Origin of the sequence: Paraburkholderia sp. GAS32 (assembly GCF_050434225.1) — a bacterium.
Classification (GTDB): Bacteria; Pseudomonadota; Gammaproteobacteria; order Burkholderiales; family Burkholderiaceae; genus Paraburkholderia; species Paraburkholderia madseniana.
On record NZ_JBNPVS010000007.1, the window covers coordinates 112132 to 126446 of the forward strand.

Annotated in this window: 11 protein-coding genes; all 11 read left to right on the plus strand. The window is 60.8% G+C overall.

Annotation, left to right across the window (positions count from 1 at the left end; all coding sequences use genetic code 11):
* Window positions 1–208 precede the first annotated feature (208 nt).
* The 11 genes from P3T25_RS11175 to P3T25_RS11225 all read left to right on the plus strand — a co-directional run bounded on the left by P3T25_RS11175 (window position 209) and on the right by P3T25_RS11225 (window position 14286).
* Window positions 209–1924 carry a GMC family oxidoreductase gene (locus P3T25_RS11175; protein WP_429358103.1) on the plus strand — a complete coding sequence of 572 codons (1716 nt, stop codon included), beginning with the start codon at window positions 209–211 and terminating at the stop codon, window positions 1922–1924.
* A 408-nt stretch (window positions 1925–2332) separates the two neighbouring features.
* The gene (locus tag P3T25_RS11180) at window positions 2333–3112 is read left to right on the plus strand and encodes an ABC transporter ATP-binding protein (protein ID WP_097390772.1); all 780 of its coding nucleotides are present in this window, start codon (window positions 2333–2335) and stop codon (window positions 3110–3112) included.
* Window positions 3109–3867, plus strand: a complete 759-nt coding sequence (locus P3T25_RS11185; protein WP_429358104.1) for an ABC transporter ATP-binding protein — start codon at window positions 3109–3111, stop codon at window positions 3865–3867. Before P3T25_RS11180 ends, P3T25_RS11185 begins: the two co-directional genes overlap by 4 nt.
* Before the next feature lie 66 nt (window positions 3868–3933).
* Window positions 3934–5148, plus strand: a complete 1215-nt coding sequence (locus tag P3T25_RS11190; protein ID WP_154558735.1) for an ABC transporter substrate-binding protein — start codon at window positions 3934–3936, stop codon at window positions 5146–5148.
* A gap of 196 nt (window positions 5149–5344) precedes the next feature.
* The gene (locus tag P3T25_RS11195) at window positions 5345–6229 is read left to right on the plus strand and encodes a branched-chain amino acid ABC transporter permease (protein ID WP_054038594.1); all 885 of its coding nucleotides are present in this window, start codon (window positions 5345–5347) and stop codon (window positions 6227–6229) included.
* Complete coding sequence (locus P3T25_RS11200; protein WP_429358168.1) at window positions 6229–7200, plus strand: branched-chain amino acid ABC transporter permease; 972 nt, start codon at window positions 6229–6231, stop codon at window positions 7198–7200. Before P3T25_RS11195 ends, P3T25_RS11200 begins: the two co-directional genes overlap by 1 nt.
* 529 nt (window positions 7201–7729) lie before the next feature.
* Window positions 7730–8896: an ABC transporter substrate-binding protein gene (locus P3T25_RS11205; protein WP_429358105.1), complete on the plus strand. Its 1167-nt coding sequence runs from the start codon at window positions 7730–7732 to the stop codon at window positions 8894–8896.
* Between the two features lie 416 nt (window positions 8897–9312).
* The gene (locus P3T25_RS11210) at window positions 9313–10473 is read left to right on the plus strand and encodes an ABC transporter substrate-binding protein (RefSeq protein ID WP_154558732.1); all 1161 of its coding nucleotides are present in this window, start codon (window positions 9313–9315) and stop codon (window positions 10471–10473) included.
* A gap of 204 nt (window positions 10474–10677) precedes the next feature.
* Window positions 10678–11733 (plus strand): branched-chain amino acid ABC transporter permease, encoded by a 1056-nt coding sequence (locus tag P3T25_RS11215; protein WP_429358106.1) that lies wholly within the window; start codon window positions 10678–10680, stop codon window positions 11731–11733.
* Between the two features lie 4 nt (window positions 11734–11737).
* Window positions 11738–13522, plus strand: a complete 1785-nt coding sequence (locus P3T25_RS11220; protein WP_154558731.1) for an ATP-binding cassette domain-containing protein — start codon at window positions 11738–11740, stop codon at window positions 13520–13522.
* Window positions 13523–13533: 11 nt separating this feature from the next.
* On the plus strand, window positions 13534–14286 hold the full coding sequence (locus P3T25_RS11225; protein ID WP_429358107.1) for an ABC transporter ATP-binding protein: 753 nt from the start codon (window positions 13534–13536) through the stop codon (window positions 14284–14286).
* Window positions 14287–14315: the final 29 nt, after the last annotated feature.

A 14315-nucleotide genomic window follows, 5' to 3' on the forward strand; every position in this document is an offset into this window, starting at 1 on the left:
CACTTAGAATTAGCGGTTTGAGCTGCTTTCTCTTGCCTACTTCTCTTTGCAGCAGCAAAGAGAAGTAGGTGCCGCCCCGCACAGGGGCAACGCTAATAGACCACTAACAAAGCAAGGAAAGGCACCAAAGCCAGAACAAGGAAAGGCCAAAGCCCTAAGAACACAGACAATAGGCGCCGAGCAGGCAAAAAGCTTAGGAGACGAAACGATGAGCAACCCAGAAAAAACACTACCAAAACCCCACCGCCTGGAAGGCGAATTCGACTACATCATAGTCGGCGCCGGCACAGCAGGTTGCGTCCTCGCCAACCGCCTATCGGAAGATCCAGAAGTACAAGTCCTCCTGCTAGAAGCCGGCGGCAAAGACGACTACCACTGGATCCACGTACCGGTAGGCTACCTCTACTGCATCGGCAATCCCCGCACAGATTGGCTCTACAAAACCCAATCAGAACCCGGCCTGAACGGCCGCTCCCTCTCATACCCGCGGGGCAGAGTACTAGGCGGCAGTTCCTCGATCAACGGCATGATCTACATGCGTGGCCAACGCGAGGACTACGATGAATGGGCCCGCGTCACCAACGACGCCTCCTGGTCCTGGAACGCCGTCCTCCCCATCTTCAAACGCAGCGAAGACCACCACGCCGGCGCCTCCGAATCGCACGGAGCAGGCGGCCCATGGCGCGTCGAAAAGCAACGCCTGAAATGGAAGATTCTCGAAGAGTTTTCACAAGCCGCGCAACAAACCGGCATACCCGCCACGGATGACTTCAATCGTGGCGACAACACCGGCGTCGGCTACTTCGACGTCAATCAGAAACGCGGCATCCGTTGGAATGCGTCGAAAGCCTTCCTGCGTCCGGCGCTCAAGCGCCCTAATCTCACCGTTATCACCGGTGCTCACACACAGCGCGTCGTGTTCGAAGGACGTCGCTGCACCGGTGTCGAATATCGCGGCGACAACACCGACTATCTCGCCAAAGCCCGTTGCGAAGTGATCCTCAGTTCCGGTGCGGTCAACTCGCCGCAATTGCTCGAACTCTCCGGTATCGGGAATGGCGCGCGTCTCCAGAATCTCGGCATCGAGGTGGTGAAGGATCTGCGCGGCGTCGGCGAAAATCTGCAGGACCATCTGCAGTTGCGTATGGCCTACAAAGTCGACGGCGTGCGCACGCTCAATACCGCTTCCGCGCATTGGTGGGGGAAGCTGATGATCGGGATGCAGTACGCGCTGTTTCAAAGCGGCCCCATGTCGATGTCGCCATCGCAACTCGGTGCGTTCGCCAAATCCGATCCGGATGATAGATCGCTCACGCGCCCCGACCTCGAGTATCACGTGCAGCCGCTCTCGCTCGATCGCTTCGGCGAACCGTTGCATCGCTTCAATGCATTCACCGCGTCGGTGTGCCAGTTGCGGCCGACCTCGCGTGGCAGCATTCACATCGGATCGGCCGATGCATCGGCGCCGCCGTTGATCGCGCCTAACTATCTGTCGACCGAGTACGACCGGCACGTCGCTGCCAACGCATTGCGTCTCACGCGCCGCATTGCCGCGGCGCCTGCGCTCGCGCCCTATCGGCCGGAAGAGATTCTGCCCGGTATCCAGTACCAGACCGAAGAAGAACTTCAGCAGGCCGCCGGCGCGGTCGGCACCACCATCTTTCATCCGGTCGGCACCTGCCGGATGGGCACCGCCGACGATCCTGGCGCGGTCGTCGACAATCGCCTACGAGTTATCGGTGTTGACGGTTTGCGGGTGGTCGACGCATCAATCATGCCGTCCATCACTTCGGGCAACACCAATTCGCCGACGTTGATGATCGCCGAACGTGCCAGCGACATGATCCGCGAAGACCGCCGCGCACGCTCGGGCGGCAATGTCCTGGTTCAGACTAGCGGTGCGCCGTCCATGTCAGCCGTGTGACACTCGGCGTGACTGTGGGAGCCGAGGCCGCGGTGCGCGCCTCGGACTTTCCCTGGCATGCCTCGAGCGCGATGGACGCATCGCGCGCGGATCCCCTTGGCGCGTGCCGAGCAAGGTTGACGCATCGCGTGCGCGTCCTTCAGGCGGGCCCCGAGCAAGGGTGACGTGCCGCTTGAGCACGCCTCGGGCCCGCTTCAAACAGTCGTCATCCACTAAGTGCAAATCCCAATGAATGCGCTGCATCATTGGCGCGACAATGGCAGCCATGCTGCGTGCCGCCCATGGATTACCGTCCGGATTGGTGCAGTACGCCAACGAGCGGCACGGGGTGCCGCCGTCATATAAAAGTCGCGCAGTCGTTCGCGCGTAAGATCGTAATGCTTCGCCTTACTCCGTATGGAAGGGAACATGATTCTCGGCGATACGATTCTCGAAACGCGCGGCCTCACCCGCGAGTTCAAAGGCTTCATCGCCGTGAACGGGGTGAACCTGCGCGTGCGCCGTGGCTCGATCCATGCGCTGATCGGCCCTAATGGGGCAGGCAAGACCACCTGCTTCAATCTGCTCACCAAATTCCTCGAACCGACCGCGGGCCAGATCGTGTTCAACGGAATCGACATCACCAATGAACGTCCGGCGCAAATCGCCCGGCGCGGCATCATTCGCTCGTTTCAGATTTCTGCTGTATTTCCGCATCTGACAGCATTGCAGAACGTGCGCATCGGTTTGCAGCGCGTGCTCGGCACGGCATTTCACTTCTGGAAGAGCGAGCGCACGCTGCGTCAGCTCGACGATCGGGCCATGGACTTGCTTACCCAGGTCGGATTGACCGATTTCGCCGACGTGCTCACGGTAGAACTGTCCTACGGCCGCAAGCGCGCGCTCGAAATCGCCACCACGCTCGCGATGGAGCCCGAGTTGATGCTGCTCGACGAGCCAACGCAAGGCATGGGCCATGAAGACGTCGATCGCGTCACGGCCTTGATCAAGAAAGTATCGAGCGGCCGTACGATCCTGATGGTCGAGCACAACATGAACGTGATCGCCGGCATCTCCGACACCATCACCGTGCTGCAACGAGGCGAAGTGCTCGCGGAAGGCAGCTATGCCGAAGTGTCGAAGAATCCGCTCGTGATGCAAGCCTATATGGGCAGCGCCGACGCGGCGCTCGCCGGAGCCCACGCATGAATACGATTGCCGAGCGCGAAAGTCTCGAAGTGAGCGACACGGCTGGCGGTGCCCCCGCGCTGGAAATCACGGGTTTGCAGGCATGGTACGGGGAGTCCCATATCCTGCATGGCGTCGATCTGACGGTGAACCGCGGCGAAGTCGTCACGCTGCTGGGCCGTAACGGCGCGGGGCGCACCACCACACTGCGCGCGATCATGGGGCTGACAGGCCGGCGCACCGGCTCGATCCGCATCGGCGGACGCGAAACCATCAACCTGCCCACACATCGCATCGCTCACTGCGGCATCGGTTACTGCCCGGAAGAGCGTGGGATTTTCTCGAGCCTCTCGTGTGAGGAAAACCTGCTGTTGCCGCCGCCCGTCGGCGACAAGGCGCACATGATGTCGCTCGAAGAAATCTATTCGATGTTTCCGAATCTGCAGGAGCGCCGCATGAGCCAGGGCACGCGGCTCTCGGGTGGCGAGCAGCAGATGCTGGCGGTCGCGCGTATTCTGCGCACCGGCGCGAGTTTGCTGCTGCTCGACGAAATCTCGGAAGGCTTGGCGCCAGTCATCGTGCAAGCGCTCGCTCGCATGATCATGACGCTCAAGGAACGCGGCTACACGGTCGTGATGGTCGAACAGAATTTCCGCTTTGCCGCGCCACTCGCCGATCGCTTCTACGTGATGGAGCATGGTGCGATCGTCGAGCGCTTCGAGGCCGCTGAGCTCGAAAGCAAGATGCCCGTACTGCACGACCTACTGGGCGTATAGACAGAAAGTAACGAGAAACGTCCGATTGCCTCTGATAACCACAAGCGAAGAAACCAGGAGACAGGAATGAAAAAGAACCCACTCGCGCGACTTGCCACACTATGTTTCGCGGTTGCCGCCGGCGCCGCGTTGACGATGGGCAGCGCGCAGGCCGCTGACGATGCCGTGAAGATCGGCTTCATCACCGACATGTCGGGTCTGTATGCGGATATTGATGGCCAGGGCGGTCTCGAAGCGATCCGCATGGCCGTGGCCGACTTCGGCGGCAAGGTCAACGGCAAGCCGATCTCGGTGGTCTATGCCGATCACCAGAACAAGGCCGACATCGCGGCGTCGCGGGCGCGCGAATGGTTCGATCGGGATGGCGTCGATCTGCTGATCGGCGGCACGAATTCGGCAACCGGGCTGTCGATGAATACGGTGGCCGGTGAGAAGCACAAGGTCTATATCAGCATCGGTGCGGGCGCCGATACCCTGACCAACGAGCAATGCACGCCGTACACGATCCACTATGCATACGACACGACGGCGCTCGCCAAGGGCACCGGTTCGGCGGTGACGAAGCAGGGTGGCAAGACGTGGTATTTCCTGACTGCTGACTACGCGTTCGGCAAGGCACTCGAAAAGAATACGTCGGACGTGGTGAAGGCCAACGGCGGCCAGGTGCTGGGTACCGTGCGTCATCCGCTTTCGGCATCGGATTTCTCGTCGTTCCTGTTGCAGGCGCAAGCTTCGAAGGCGCAGATCCTCGGCCTCGCCAACGCGGGCGGCGACACGATCAACTCGATCAAGGCCGCCAAGGAATTCGGCATCACGAAGACGATGAAGCTGGCCGCACTGCTGATGTTTATCGACGACGTCCACAGTCTGGGTCTGGAAACGACCCAGGGCCTGGTGCTGACGGATAGCTGGTACTGGAACAAGGACGCCACAACGCGCGCATGGGCGCGGCGCTATTTCGACAAGATGAGGAAGATGCCGTCCAGCCTGCAGGCCGCCGACTACTCGGCGACCATGACTTACCTGAAGGCAGTGCAGGCAGTCGGCTCGACCGACTCCGACAAGGTGATGGCACAACTGAAGAAGGCCAAGATCGACGACTTCTACGCGAAGGGCTACATCCGTCAGGACGGCAGCATGATCCACGATATGTACCTGATGCAGGTGAAGACGCCGGCCGAATCCAAAGAGCCGTGGGACTACTACAAGATCACTGCGACGATTCCTGGCGAGCAGGCGTTCACGACCAAGGCAGAGACGCGCTGCGCGATGTGGAAATGAGTGCAGATTGATAACCAGATGACCGTCTGTCTGCTTTGCCTGGCGGGAAGTACATAGCGCCGTTTTGGTACACAGACTGACGGCAAGCTGCTTCATATGCCGCGCGCGGTCGGGCGGATGGTTCGCCGGTCGCACGCCGGCGGGATCGTACGTAACCGATCTCACCCGGACGATGGCTTAAGGGATTAAGGCTTCAATGGAAATCTTTGGCGTTCCGCTACCGGCGATGCTGAGCCAGTTGCTGCTGGGGCTCGTGAACGGCTCGTTCTACGCGATTCTGAGCCTGGGTCTGGCGGTGATCTTCGGCTTGCTTAACGTGATCAATTTCGCGCACGGCGCATTGTTCATGCTCGGCGCGATGCTCGCGTGGATGGGCCTGTCGTATTTCGGCCTGCCGTACTGGGTGATGCTGGTGCTCGCGCCGCTGATCGTCGGCGTGTTCGGCATCGTGATCGAACGCTCGATGCTGCGCTGGCTGTACAAGCTCGATCATCTATATGGGCTGCTGCTCACTTTCGGGCTTACGCTGGTTGTCGAAGGCGTGTTCCGGTCGATCTATGGTTCATCCGGCCAGCCATACGACGTGCCGTCGGCGCTCTCCGGCGCAACCGATCTCGGCTTCATGTTCCTGCCGAACTATCGCGCGTGGGTGGTGGTGGCGTCGCTCGTGGTCTGCTTCGCCACGTGGTTCGTGATCGAGAAGACGCGCCTCGGCGCCTACCTGCGCGCGGGCACCGAGAATCCGAAGCTGGTCGAGGCGTTCGGTGTCAACGTGCCGTTGATGATCACGCTCACCTATGGCTTCGGCGTCGCGCTGGCCGCGTTCGCCGGCGTGCTTGCCGCGCCGGTGATTCAGGTCTCGCCGTTGATGGGCCAGCCGATGATCATCACCGTGTTCGCGGTGGTCGTGATCGGCGGCATGGGTTCGATCATGGGCTCGATCCTGACCGGCCTGCTGCTTGGCGTGATCGAAGGGCTGACGCGTGTGTTTTACCCGGAAGCGTCGGCGACCGTCGTCTTCGTGATCATGGCGCTCGTGTTGCTGGTGCGCCCGGCGGGTCTCTTCGGCAAGGAAAAATGATGCAGAGAAAAGTGCTTTACGGTCTGCTGCTGATCGTGCTTCTCGCGGTGCCCGTGCTCGGCATCTATCCGCTCTTCGTCATGAAGGTGCTGTGCTTCGCGCTGTTCGCCGCGGCCTTCAATCTGCTGATTGGCTACACCGGGCTGCTCTCGTTCGGTCACGCAATGTTTCTCGCGTCGGCCGGTTACGTTACCGGCTATGCGATGCAGACGCTTGGCTTCTCACCGGAGGTCGGTGTTGTGGCGGGCACCGCCACGGCAACGTTGCTTGGGCTGGTGGTCGGGCTGTTCGCGATCCGCCGGCAGGGCATCTACTTTGCGATGGTGACGCTGGCGCTCGCGCAGATGGTCTACTTCGTGTTCCTGCAGGCGCCGTTCACGCACGGCGAGGACGGCCTGCAAGGCGTGCCGCGCGGCAAGCTGTTCGGCTTGCTGGATCTCTCGTCGGACGTGACGCTGTACTTTGTCGTGCTGGCCGTGATGGTGCTGGCATTCCTGCTGATCGTGCGGATCGTGCACTCGCCGTTCGGGCAGGTGCTGGTAGCGATCAAGGAGAACGAGCCGCGTGCCGTGTCGCTCGGTTACGATACCGATCGCTTCAAACTGCTGGCGTTCATTCTGTCCGCTGGGATCGCCGGTTTGGCGGGCTCGCTCAAGGTACTGGTGCAGGGCTTCGAGACGCTGAGCGACGCGTACTGGACCATGTCGGGTCTCGTGATCCTGATGACGCTCGTCGGCGGCATGGGGACGCTGTTCGGGCCGCTGCTCGGCGCGGCGCTGATCGTTGCGCTCGAAGACCGGCTCGGCGATATCGGCACGGCCCTGGCATCGTCGACGGGCGTCGAATGGTTCCGCTCGCTGGGCGAATCCGTGACCATCGTGACAGGCGTAATTTTCATTGCCTGCGTGCTGGCGTTCCGGCGCGGTATTGTCGGTGAGATCATCGCGAGAGTGCGGCCATTGCGGGCCTGAAACGGCACTGGAGCGGCACTGAATTTTAAATTGCTTTGGCATCCGATATAATTCGGCGCTCGTGAAGTCGGCCAGACTGGATCTTGCGTTGCGCGCGGGTCGGGCTCGCGCTAAATCGGCACAAAACGTGCCCCACATTTGTGCCGCAGTGCACCACTAGGGTAATTGCTAGTTGTAAGGGGGAGGGTGCTCGTTTAATCTTCATGCAGTTCTGATGCACCACGAATTTTGCAGGTGGAGAACGAGGAGACAATGAGGCACTCAGTGCCCAGACGAAAGCGCTGTTGGATTGATATCCAACAGCGCTTTTTATTTGTGCTTTTCGTTATTCGCCATTCAATTCCTCCGCTAATTCGGTGCCCCTTTTTTGTTCGCCGAGCCACCCCGAATTTCATCTGCCGTTACCCTGCAAAATGCTTGCAGCACGGGGCTTTCGTCCGCTAAACTTGCCATTCACCGACCGAGCGGTCGGTGATTTGAATCTGCGGATTTAAATTCAAATGAATAACGCGGTAGATAGAGGAGCGGGATGAAGTCGGCATTGCGTTGGATGAGCGCGGCACTAGTCGCCACCGGGGTATCCGCGGCATGGAGTGGCCACGCATTCGCGGACGTGAAAATCGGCGTCACGGTGCCGGCAACGGGGCCGGCTGCGTCGCTCGGTATTCCGGAAAAGAACACGATCGCGCTGCTGCCTAAAGAAGTGGCAGGGCAGAAAATCGACTACATCGTACTCGATGACGCCACGGATTCGACCCAGGCCGTCAAGAACGCGCGCAAGCTCACCAGCGAAGATCATGTGGATGCGTTGATCGGCTCGACCGTCGTGCCGAACTCGCTGGCCATGATCGACGTCGCCGCTGAAAGCACGACACCGATGATCTCCATGGCCGCCGCGGCGAGCATCGTTGAACCGATGGATGCGAAGCGCGCGTGGGTCTTCAAGACGCCGCAAAACGACATTCTGATGGCCACCGCGATCGCGCAGCATATGTCGAATCACGGTGTGAAGACGGTCGGCTTTGTCGGCTTTGCAGATGCGTACGGCGAGAGCTGGTTCAAGGAATTCGGCAAGGCTGCCGATCTCGCGAAGATCAAGATCGTCGCGAACGAACGCTTCGCGCGCAACGATGCTTCGGTGACCGGCCAGGTGCTGAAGATCATGTCGCAGAACCCGGATGCGGTGCTGATCGCCGGCGCGGGCACACCGGCCGCGTTGCCGCAGAAAACCCTCAAGGAACGCGGCTACAAGGGCAAGTACTATCAGACGCACGGCGTCGCCAATAACGACTTCCTGCGCGTGTGCGGCAAGGATTGCGAAGGCACCTATCTGCCGGCTGGTCCGCTGCTGGTCGCTGATCAGTTGCCCGATTCGAACCCGGTGAAGAAGACTGCGCTCGCGTACAAGCATGCGTATGAAGCTGCGTACGGCGCCGGTTCGGTGTCGACATTCGGCGGTCACGCATGGGATGCAGGCTTGCTGTTGCAACGCGCGATCCCGCTTGCGCTGAAGAAAGGTCAGCCGGGCACGCCTGCGTTCCGCGAAGCGCTGCGTGCGGCACTCGAAAACACGAAAGACATGCCTGCTTCCCACGGCATCTTCAACATGAGCGTGAACGACCACGCTGGTCTCGACCAGCGGGCGCGTGTGATGGTGGAGATCGCTGGCGGCAAGTGGAAGCTGTCCGGCGACTGAGCGAAGGCGAAGCGATACGGAACCTACTCAAAAGGACGCGTGCAGTTGACGCGTCTTTTTTATTGCCCGCATTTGATGAGTGGCGGCGCTCGAAGTGTGTTGGACAAGCGAAGGATCGATGATGAAAACCCGGTCGAAGCGCGGCCTAAGCGGCCCGTTTCAGGACAAACCCGCATTCGGGCGACAGTCTATTGACCGTGAATGATGCAGAACGCAATACTACTAACATGTTAGTGTTCCGCGCATTAGAAATCGCAGTAGTGGTTCGCAGCAGGGGAGTTGCACCAGAACGGCGACGGCGTTGATGTTGAGCAGGGAAAACCATGCTTGGCATGCCTGAACCCTATAACTAGATTCAGACACCCGGCCCGTGCGCCGGATTACAGATACGCGCTTCAAAGCGTTTGGAGACTTGCATGAAAAAGACAAAGCAATGGGTACGCACCGGTATCGCGATGGCGTTGATGTGCGGCGCGGGCGCTGCCTTCGCGCAGGTGAAAATCGGCGTCACGCTGTCCACCACGGGACCGGCCGCATCGCTCGGGATTCCTGAGAAGAACACGATCGCGCTGCTGCCGAAAGAGATCGGCGGCAAGACGGTGCAATACATCATCCTCGACGATGGATCGGACACCGGCAAGGCCGTGCAGAACACGCGCAAGCTGATCGACGAAGACCACGTCGACGCCATCGTCGGTTCGACCGTCACGCCGAATTCGCTGGCAATGCTCGACGCAGCGTCCGAAGGCAAGACGCCGATGATCTCGCTGGCGGCATCGGCCGCGATCATTTCGCCGATGGACGCCAAGCGCACATGGGCCTTCAAACCGCCGCAAAACGACAGCCTGATGGCTGACGCGATCGCCGACTACATGGAGCGTCACGGCGTGAAGACGGTCGGCTTCATCGGCTTTGCTGATGCGTACGGCGACGGCTGGAACAACGTCTTCACTGCGGCGGCCGCGGCACATCATCTGAAGATCGTCTCCAATGAACGCTTTAACCGCACCGATGCCTCGGTGACCGGCCAGGTGCTGAAGACGATGGGCGCGAACCCGGATGCGGTGCTGATCGCGGGCGCGGGTACGCCGTCGGCGCTGCCGGCCAAGACGCTCAAGGAGCGCGGCTACAAGGGCAAGGTCTACCAGACGCATGGCGTCGCCAACAACGACTTCCTGCGCGTGTGCGGCAAGGATTGCGAAGGCGAACTCCTGCCGGCCGGTCCGATCCTCGTGGCGGATCAACTGCCGGAATCGAATCCGGTGAAGAAGTCGTCTGAAGCCTACAAGGATGCGTATGAGAAAGCGTATGGCGCGGGCTCGGTGGCGACCTTCGGCGGTCATGCATGGGACGCCGGCCAGATGCTGCAAGCTGCGATTCCGGTCGCGCTGAAGACCGCTCAGCCGGGCACCGAAGCATTCCGTATGGCACTGCGTGGTGCACTGGAAAACATCAAGGAACTGCCGGTCTCGCACGGCATCATGAACACCACGACGACCGACCACAACGGCCTCGACAAGCGCGCACGCGTGATCGTGCAGATCGTCGACGGCAAGTGGAAGCTGCTGAACGACTAACAACAAAAACGATACGCGCCTCTCGCGCAACATGCGGCGCAAGACGCCGCATTGCCATTCTGTTCGATGACAATGGCAACGACCGCTGCGCCGTATTCCGGCGCGGCGGTCGCTTTTTCAGGCATCGCTGGTGAGTGGCCGGCCGCGAGTTCTGCCGCCACGACTGTTCCCGGTTTTGACTTCGACGCTTCAGGACGAGGAAGTATGGATCTATCAATTGCGGCGATCCTCGCGCAGGACGGCATCACCACCGGCGCGATCTACGCGCTGCTCGCGCTTGCGCTAGTGCTGGTGTTCTCCGTGACGCGGGTGATCTTTATCCCGCAGGGCGAGTTTGTTTCGTACGGCGCGCTGACGCTCGCCGCACTGCAGACACAAAAATTTCCGGCCACGTGCTGGTTGTTGATGGCGATGGGCGCGGCATGCTTTGTCGTCGAGATAGCGGGGCTGGTGCGGCATCCCGAAAGACGCCGGCATGCGGCGCGCACGCTGGTGATGCTGGTCGGCAAATATGTGCTGTTTCCGATTGCGGTGTACGCGCTTACGCAAGGTGTTTTCCTGCATCCGCTGCCGATGATCGCGCAGATCGCGCTGACGCTGCTGATCGTGATTCCGATGGGGCCGTTCGTCTACCGGCTCGCGTACGAGCCGATCGCGGAGGCGACCACGCTGTTGCTGTTGATCGTCGCGGTGGCGGTGCACTTTGCGATGGTCGGCCTCGGGCTCGTGATGTTCGGTGCGGAAGGCTCGCGCACCACGGCGTTCTCCGATGCGACCTTCAACCTCGGCACGCTGTCGATTTCCGGGCAAAGCCTGTGGGTGGTCGGCACGGCGATGGTGCTGATCGGCGGGCTGTACCTGTACTTCGATCGCTCGATCTCCGGCAAGGCTTTGCGCGCGACGTCCGTGAACCGGCTCGGCGCGCGGCTCGTCGGCATCGGCACGACGCAAGCGGGGCGCCTCGCGTTCACGCTCGCGGCGGGCCTCGGTGCGCTGTGCGGGATCCTTGTCGCACCCTTGACCACCATCTACTACGACTCGGGCTTCCTGATCGGTTTGAAGGGCTTTGTGGGCGCGATTATCGGCGGCCTGGTCAGCTATCCGCTGGCAGCCGCGGGTTCGATCCTCGTCGGTCTTCTGGAGTCGTATTCGTCGTTCTGGGCGAGCGCCTATAAGGAAGTGATCGTGTTCACGCTGATCATTCCGGTGCTGTTGTGGCGGAGTCTGGCCAGTCCGCACTCGGAAGAGGAAGAGGAGTGACACGATGAAACGGATCATGCAAAACAAGTTCTTCTGGTTGTTCCTCGTTGTGCTGTTCGCGTTGCCGGTTCTGCCACATCCGATTCATGTGCCCGAGTACTGGGTGACGCTGCTCAACTACATCGGCCTGTATTCGATCGTCGCGATCGGTCTCGTGCTGCTGACGGGGATCGGTGGGATGACGAGCTTCGGGCAGGCGGCGTTCGTCGGCATCGGCGCGTATGCGACCGCGTATCTGACGACGGCGTACGGCGTGTCGCCATGGCTCGCGCTGATCGCGGGCGTGGTGGTGACGGCGCTGATTGCGCTGATGCTTGGGCTCGTGACGATGCGGCTATCGGGCCACTTTCTGCCGCTCGGCACGATCGCGTGGGGGCTCGCGCTGTTCTATCTGTTCGGCAACCTGGAGATGCTCGGCAAGTACGACGGCATCAATGGGATTCCGGTGCTGAATGTTTTTGGTATCAATCTGGAGTCCGGCCGCCATATCTATTACCTGATCTGGGTGGTGGTGCTCGGCGCGGTGATTTCTGTTCAAAATCTGCTTAATAGCCGGCCAGGGCGGGCGATCCGCGCCTTGCGCGGCGGCGGCATGATGGCCGAAGCGATGGGCGTCAACACGGGCTGGATGCGTGTGGTGATCTTTGTCTATGCCGCGGTGTTGGCGTCGATTTCAGGGTTCCTGTATGCGCACCTGCAACGTGCGGTGAATCCCACGCCGTTTGGTCTGAACCACGGCATCGAGTTTCTGTTCATGGCGGTGGTGGGGGGCGTGTCGCATGTCTGGGGCGCTGTGCTCGGTGCGGCGATCCTGACCGTGTTGCAGGATTATCTGCAAACGCTGTTGCCGAAGCTGCTCGGCGAGAACGGCAACTTCGAAGTGATCGTGTTCGGCATTCTGATGGTGCTGTTGCTGCAATACGCTCGGCAGGGTGTCTGGCCGTTTGTCGCGCGATTTTTCCCGAAGGGACCGCGCGCGCACCTGTCGGATCATGCGGAGCCGTTGCCGCAACGCAGCAAGCCGGACGCAGGTGAAGATCTGCTGACGGTGAATAAGGCGCGCAAGCAGTTCGGCGGGTTGGTCGCGGTGAACGATGTCAGCTTCGAGGTGAAAGCAGGACAGATCATCGGTTTGATCGGCCCGAACGGCGCCGGCAAATCGACCACCTTCAATCTGGTGACGGGCGTGCTGCAGGCGACGAGCGGCGAAATCACCTTTCGCGGCGAGCGTATCGACTCACTGAGTTCACGTGAAATCGTCAAGCGCGGCATTGGCCGAACGTTCCAGCACGTCAAGCTGCTGCCGGGGATGACGGTCTTGGAGAACGTTGCAATCGGCGCGCATCTGCGCGGCCAGGCTGGCGTCTGGCGCAGCGTCGCGCGCCTGAACGGTGCGGAAGAAGCGCGCTTGATGGCTGAAGCGGCTCGCCAGATTCGTCGCGTCGGACTCGAACAGCATATGTATGACGAGGCGGGTAGCCTGGCGCTAGGACAACAGCGGATTCTCGAAATTGCTCGCGCGCTGTGCTGTGACCCGACCCTGCTACTGCTCGACGAACCTGCCGCCGGCCTGCGGTACCAGGAAAAACTGCAATTGGCAGACTTGCTGCGCCGCCTCAAAGCCGAAGGCATGAGCGTGCTGCTGGTCGAACACGATATGGATTTCGTGATGAATCTCACCGATCGGCTGGTGGTCATGGAGTTCGGCACGCGCATAGCCGAAGGCTTGCCGCAGGATGTCCAGCAAGACCCGGCTGTGCTCGAAGCGTATCTGGGCGGGGTGGAGTGATGGAGAACACGATGAATGATGCAGCGCCGATTCTCGACGTGAACGGTTTGTCGGTCCGCTATGGCAAGGTCGAAGCGCTGCATGGCGCCGCAATCAAGGTGCGGCCTGGTCAGATCGTCTCGGTGATTGGTCCGAACGGCGCGGGCAAGTCCACGTTGCTGAACGCGATCATGGGCGCATTGCCGACGACGGGTCATGCGAAGGGCTCGGTCCTCTATCAGGGTGAAGACGTCAGCGCCGTGCCAGTTGAAAAGCGGGTCGCGCGCGGCATGTGCCTGGTGCCAGAGAAACGCGAGCTGTTTGCTTCGATGACTGTTGAAGACAATCTCGTCCTCGGCGCGTATCGGCGCAAGCGGGCAGGGGAGCGCGACTTTCTCGATCAGCTCGAGCCGGTCTTTGTGCTTTTTCCTCGCTTGAAAGAGCGACGGAAGCAGGCGGCTGGGACTTTGTCCGGTGGCGAACGACAGATGCTCGCGGTGGGCCGTGCGTTGATGGGCAAACCCGATCTGTTGATGCTCGACGAGCCGAGCCTGGGTCTCGCGCCGCTGATCGTGAAAGAAATTTTCCACATTATTAGTGCGCTGCGGCAGACGGGTGTGGCGACGCTGCTGATCGAGCAGAATGCGCGTGCCGCGCTCCAGATCTCCGACTACGGCTATGTGCTTGAAACGGGAGAGTTGGCGCTGGAAGGGCCGGCCGCGGATCTGGCGCAGAATCCGCGCGTGATCGAGACGTATCTGGGGTTGGCCAAGAAAGTGGCTTAGTTCTCCATTTTCGTTCTGATCGCTGCGCT

Coding starts and splice junctions, on each gene's coding strand:
- P3T25_RS11175 (WP_429358103.1), top strand. CDS start 209: ATGAGCAACCCAGAAAAAACACTACCAAAACCCCACCGCCTGGAAGGC.
- P3T25_RS11180 (WP_097390772.1), top strand. CDS start 2,333: ATGATTCTCGGCGATACGATTCTCGAAACGCGCGGCCTCACCCGCGAG.
- P3T25_RS11185 (WP_429358104.1), top strand. CDS start 3,109: ATGAATACGATTGCCGAGCGCGAAAGTCTCGAAGTGAGCGACACGGCT.
- P3T25_RS11190 (WP_154558735.1), top strand. CDS start 3,934: ATGAAAAAGAACCCACTCGCGCGACTTGCCACACTATGTTTCGCGGTT.
- P3T25_RS11195 (WP_054038594.1), top strand. CDS start 5,345: ATGGAAATCTTTGGCGTTCCGCTACCGGCGATGCTGAGCCAGTTGCTG.
- P3T25_RS11200 (WP_429358168.1), top strand. CDS start 6,229: ATGCAGAGAAAAGTGCTTTACGGTCTGCTGCTGATCGTGCTTCTCGCG.
- P3T25_RS11205 (WP_429358105.1), top strand. CDS start 7,730: ATGAAGTCGGCATTGCGTTGGATGAGCGCGGCACTAGTCGCCACCGGG.
- P3T25_RS11210 (WP_154558732.1), top strand. CDS start 9,313: ATGAAAAAGACAAAGCAATGGGTACGCACCGGTATCGCGATGGCGTTG.
- P3T25_RS11215 (WP_429358106.1), top strand. CDS start 10,678: ATGGATCTATCAATTGCGGCGATCCTCGCGCAGGACGGCATCACCACC.
- P3T25_RS11220 (WP_154558731.1), top strand. CDS start 11,738: ATGAAACGGATCATGCAAAACAAGTTCTTCTGGTTGTTCCTCGTTGTG.
- P3T25_RS11225 (WP_429358107.1), top strand. CDS start 13,534: ATGAATGATGCAGCGCCGATTCTCGACGTGAACGGTTTGTCGGTCCGC.